The 5,754-nt window shown below is 73.6% G+C and carries 4 protein-coding genes; all 4 read left to right on the forward strand.

All coding sequences use genetic code 11. The features are described 5' to 3' along the window. On the forward strand, positions 1-627 hold a 627-nt coding region (locus EAO70_RS36735; protein WP_261993244.1), incomplete at its 5' end, for an acyl carrier protein. Continuing rightward, positions 624-2,159 (forward strand): amino acid adenylation domain-containing protein, encoded by a 1,536-nt coding sequence (locus EAO70_RS36740; protein ID WP_148007106.1) that lies wholly within the window; start codon positions 624-626, stop codon positions 2,157-2,159. The genes EAO70_RS36735 and EAO70_RS36740, both read left to right, overlap by 4 nt. An 82-nt stretch (positions 2,160-2,241) precedes the next feature. Then, positions 2,242-3,426, forward strand: a complete 1,185-nt coding sequence (locus tag EAO70_RS36745; protein ID WP_148007107.1) for an FAD-dependent oxidoreductase — start codon at positions 2,242-2,244, stop codon at positions 3,424-3,426. Positions 3,427-3,646: 220 nt separating this feature from the next. Beyond that, positions 3,647-5,754: nitrate- and nitrite sensing domain-containing protein (locus tag EAO70_RS36750; RefSeq protein ID WP_148007108.1), on the forward strand; the 2,108-nt coding region annotated here is incomplete at its 3' end.

Consider the following 5,754-nt stretch of genomic DNA (forward strand, 5'->3'; position numbering starts at 1 on the left):
GGCACCCCCCACGTCCTCGCGCTGTCCGCCCGCTCGCCCCAGGCCCTGCTCGACCTCGCCGAGGCCTACGTCGCCCACCTCGGCCCCGGCGGCCGCGGAGCCGCGTACCCGCTCCGGGACATCTGCCACACCGCGGCCACCCGCCGCACCCACCACGCCCACCGACTGGCCGTCGTCGGTTCCAGCCACGCGGAGCTCGTCCGGGCCCTGTCCCGCGGCGCCGCCGGGGAGCACGCGCACCCCGCCGCCCCCGCCGCCCTGACGGAGGCCGTCGAGCGCTACCGCGCCGGCGAGGACGTGCACTGGGAGGCCCTCTTCGACGAACCCGGGACCGTGGTCCCGCTGCCCCGGTACCCGTGGCAGACCCGCAGGTACTGGCCGGGAGAGGACCGCGCCACCGACACGGAGAGCGCGGCGGACTGGCTCCTGCGCGAGCACGCCCGCACCGACTTCGACGACGCGTCGCGCCTCGCGGACATAGGCATCGACTCCCTCGCCAGACTCCAGCTCATCGTGGAACTGACCCAGCAGACCGGCCGGGAGATAGACCCCGAGGAGGTCGGACGCCTCGGCACCGTGGGCGAGCTCCGGGTCTGGACCGGCTCGCTCGAGGCCGGTGTGCGATGACCGGACCACGCGACGCGTACAGCTGGTTCACCCGGTCCGTCGAACGGTACGGCGACAGCCGCGTCGCCCTCGAAGTCGCCGGCCAGACCTTCACGTACCGCGGGCTCGGCGCCCTGGCCGAGGGCTACGCCGCGCAGATCCTCGCGCGCACCGGACCCGCCCCCCGGCGCATCGGACTCCTCGCCGGGCGGTCGCCCTCCGCCTACGCGGGCTATCTCGCCATCCTCCGGGCCGGCGCGACCGTGGTGCCCCTCAACCCCGAGCACCCCCCGTCCCGCACCGCCTCCGTCGTCGACGCGGCCGGCCTCGACCTGGTCCTCACCGACACCCCGGGCGCGGCGGCCGGCCTGAGCGTGACGGAACTGCCGCTCGACCCCGCGGCCGTGCCCGACGTGCGCCCCGCCGACCCGTCGGCCGTCCCGGAGACGGGCCCCGACGCCGTCGCCTACATCATCTTCACCTCCGGGTCGACGGGCACCCCCAAGGGCGTGCCCGTCCTGCACCGGAACCTCTCCGCGTACCTCACCTCGATGGCCGAGCGCTACGACGTCGGACCGGACAGCCGGATGTCGGCGGCCTTCGACCTGACATTCGACGGCTCCGTGCACGACCTCTTCGTCGCCTGGGCGGCGGGCGCCACCCTGGTGGTCCCCTCCGCCGCGCAACTGCTCTCCCCGGTCGCCACGGTCAACAACCTGCGGCTGACCCACTGGTTCTCGGTGCCCTCCCTGATCTCCTTCGCGGAACGCCTCGGCACGCTCAAACCGAACAGCATGCCCACCCTGCGATGGAGCGTCTTCGGCGGCGAGGCCCTCCCGCTCCGTGCCGCGCGCGCCTGGCGCACCGCGGCGCCCGGCAGCACGATCGAAGTGCTGTACGGGCCGACCGAACTGACCGTCTCCTGCACGGCCTACCGGCTCCCGGACGACCCCGCCGACTGGCCCGCCACTCCCAACGGCACCACGCCGATCGGACAGTGCCACCCGGGCACGGAGTACCTGATCCTGGACGAGGACGACCTCCCCGCCGACACCGGCGAGCTGCTCGTCCGCGGACCGCAGCGCTTCCCCGGCTATCTGGACCCGGCGGACGACGCCGGCCGCTTCCACCCGCCCGTACCGGGGGAGGGCGACGGCGCGGACAAGCAGGCGGGCGCCGACCACTGGTACCGGACCGGCGACCGGGTCGCCCTGCGCGACGGGGCGCTCGTGCACCTCGGCCGCACGGACCACCAGATCAAGGTGCGCGGCCACCGCATCGAGCCCGGCGAGGTCGCGGCCGTGCTGCGTGAGCTGACCGGCGTGCGCGAGGCGTACGTCCTCGCGGTCCCGGACGTCCACGGCACGCCCGAGCTCCACGCGGCGGTGAGCGGCACCGGCTGTGACCCGCAGAAGCTGTTCGCCGAGCTCGCCGACCGCCTCCCGCCCTACCTGCGGCCCCGCCGCATCTCGGTCCTGGACAGCCTTCCGCTGAACGCCAACGGAAAGATCGACCACCGCGCCCTGCTGACCGAACTGTCCCCCGCACGCTGACCACCGCCGCGCTGGGCCCGACCCGGGGGAGTGGGGCCCAGCGCGACGCGGTTCAACCCACCATTCCTATGAGGCAGCACCCATGTACGACGTCATCGTGGTCGGCGCCCGCGTCGCCGGCTCCGCCACCGCCCTCCAGCTCGCCCGGGCGGGCCACCGCGTCCTGGTCATCGACCGCGCCGCCTTCCCCTCCGACACCCTCTCCACCCACCTGATCCACCAGCCGGGGATCGCCGCCCTGGCCCGGTGGGGACTGCTTGACGAGCTGCGGGCCACCGGCTGCCCGCCCCTCGAGAACGTCGTGTACGAGGTCGACGGCATCCGACTCGAAGGATGCGGCCGCGGCGCCGACGGCCAGCGCGCCGCCTACGCGCCCCGCCGGCACATCCTCGACCCCCTCCTCGCCGAGGCCGCGGCCAGGGCCGGCGCCGAGATGCGGCTGAGCTCCCGCGTGACGGGGCTCCTGCGCGACGACACCGGCCGCGTCGTCGGCGTGGAGGGCACCCACGCCGGGGCGCCCTTCCGCGAGCGGGCCCGGCTCGTCGTCGGCGCCGACGGCATGCGGTCCACCGTCGCCGACCTCACCGGCGCCCCGATCACCCTCCAGCACCCCCGACTGACCTGCGCCTACTACTCGTACTGGCAGGGCGTACCGGCCGACCTGGAACTGTACGAGGCCCCCGACCGCTGGGTCGCCGCCGTCGCCACCCATGAGGCCACCCTGGTCCTGACCTACTTCCCCCAGGCGCGCTTCGAGGAGATCCGGGCCGACGCCGAGCACCACCACCTCCGTCAGGTTCAAGCCACGGCACCCGCCCTGTACGACCGGCTGCGGGGCGCCACCAGGGTCGAGCGCCTGCGCGGCACCGGCGACCAGCAGAACTTCTTCCGCCAGGCGTCCGGGCCGGGTTGGGCCCTGGTCGGCGACGCGGGCCACCACAAGGACTCCATCACCGCGCGCGGCATCAGCGACGCCTTCCTCCAGGCCGAACTGCTCGCCCGGCACGTCGGCGGCCGGCTCGACGGCGACCCCGCCCTCCTCGACCAGGCGCTCGACGCGTACGGGAAGGACCGGGACGGCGCCCTCCAGCCCGGGTACGAGGCGACCCTCGCCGTGGCCCGGCTCGACGAGCAGCACCCCAGCCGCCTGGCCATGCTGCGGGCCATCCGCCAGGATGCCGAACTGACGTCGATCTACTTCGACATGGTCGCCGGCACCGCCACGATCGGAGACCTCTACACCCCGAAGCTGCTCGCGTTGCTGTGACTCCGCCCATTCGGTGCAATCGCTGATCAACTCGCCTTGCGAATGGATCTGTTGAGGGCACCGAGTGGCAACGGACGTGGCGGACTCCCGTCATGGACTCCTGATACGGTGCGGCATGATCACTGCCGCGCTGTTCCGTGTCCAGGCGCCACGCCGCAGGAATCAGGACCGCTGAGCATCAACTTCACTGTCGTCAGCTCGCTGCGAGGATTCAATTCAGATGTCAGGCACTAGCGACCCGAAGGCGCGCCACCGGCTTGCCCCGCGCAGGTCTCTCCGCAAGCAGCTGATCATGCCGATCGTCGCACCCGCCATCGCCCTCACCGGTCTGTGGGGCTATACGGGCGTCGGTCTGGCCAGTGAACAGATCCAGCTCCAGGACGACGCGGAACGCACCGGCACCACCGGCGGCAGCGCGCTGAGCGTGGTGTCGGCCCTCCAGCAGGAGCGGCGCCTGACGGCCCTGTGGCAGGCGAGCCGTTCCGACGCGGCACGGACCGCCCTGGACCAGGCCCGCACCCGGACGGACGCCTCGGTCGTGGACTTCCGGGCGGGCCTGGCCGCCGTGGACGGATCGCTCGGCGCACCGGCCCGGAGCCTCGGCGCGTCCCTGGACACCCTGGCCGGACAGCGCGAGGCGATCGACGCGCGCACCCTGTCCCCCGAGAACGCCTTCCGGCAGCTCACCGACGTCATCCGCAGCGGCACCGATCTGATCGGCTTCGCGGTGCGCAGCGAGGACGGCCCGCTCTCCCAGGGCGGCAACGCCACCGCCACCCTGGTCCGCATGGTCGAGATGCTGTCGCGCGAGGACGCCCTGCTGACCGCGGCGCTCCCCGGCAGCAGCATGTCCGCGGCGGCCCGGCAGCAGTTCGGCCACTACCGGGACGCCCAGCGCGAGATCCAGGCCGCCCTCGCCGTCGGCGACCTGCCCGAATCGGCCCGCGCCCGCTACACGCGACTCGCCGCGTCCGAGGCGTCGTCCACCGTCGTGTCGATCGAGGACGCGGTCGCCACCGGATCGGCCACCCGCCTCCCGGACTCGGCCAACGCCTGGCGGACCGAGGCCGACGCCCTCGTCACCGATCTGCAGGGCCTCGCCGCCGGCTCCCTGGACGAACTCGCCGACACGGCGTCCGGCCGCGCCACCGGCCTGCTCATCGGCCTGCTCGCCGGTACGACCCTCACCGTGGGCCTCCTCACGGCCGGCGCGGTCCTCGGCCTCAGGGCACGCCGCTCGACCCTCGACGCGGTGACGGAACTCCAGCGCCGCACCGAGGAGATGGCCCGGAACTGGCCCCAGACGCTGGCCCAGTCCGAACGCGGGGAACCGCTCGCCCCCCTCGCCGACGAGCCGGACGGCCCGGTCCCCGGTGAACTGCAGCACCTCGGCGCCGCGATCGACCGGCTCCAGCACGCCGCCGTCGACACCGTTCTCAGCCAGTCGCGCGGACACGCCGGCGCCGAGAAGGTGCTCGGCCAGCTCACCCGCCGTACCCAGACCCTGATCCACCGTCTCATCGCCCTCCTGGACGACCTGGAGCGCAAGCACGGCGACTCCGACCTCCTCAAGGACATCTTCAAGGTCGACCACCTCGCCACCCGCGTGCGGCGCCACGCGGAGAACCTGGTCATCCTCGGCGACACGCCTCCGAGCCGCCGGATGACCGAACCGGTCACCATCACCGACGTGATGCGCAGCGCCGTGGCCGAGACCGAGCACTACACCCGCGTCAAGGTCGAGAACCTGCCCGCGACCAAGCGCGTGGCGCTGGCCGGCCGCGCGGTCGCCGACGTCACCCACCTGCTCGCCGAACTCGTCGAGAACGCCACCAACTTCTCCCCGCCCTACACCCAGGTCGTCGTCAGCGCGCTGCACGTCGCCGAGGGAGTGGCCCTGCACGTCGAGGACCACGGACTCGGCATCCCCGCCGCGCAGTTGGCCCAGGCCAACCACATCCTCGCCCACCCCCAGAAGCCCGACATGGCGGCGCTCGGCGCGGACCCGCGGCTCGGGCACTTCGTCGTCGCCCGCCTCGCCCAGCGCCACCGGATCCGGGTCGAACTCCGTGCCTCGGTGTACGGCGGCACGGAGCTGGTCCATGACCGGGGAGTCGAGCTCCTCCAGCATGTGGGCCGGCAGGAAGACGATGGCGAGGGTGCCGCCGTACACCGAGGCACGGAGTTCGACCCGGATCCGGTGGCGCTGGGCGAGGCGGGCGACGACGAAGTGCCCGAGCCGCGGGTCCGCGCCGAGCGCCGCCATGTCGGGCTTCTGGGGGTGGGCGAGGATGTGGTTGGCCTGGGCCAACTGCGCGGCGGGGATGC

The sequence above is a fragment of the Streptomyces sp. adm13(2018) genome, from assembly GCF_008042145.1.
Lineage (GTDB): Bacteria > Actinomycetota > Actinomycetes > Streptomycetales > Streptomycetaceae > Streptomyces.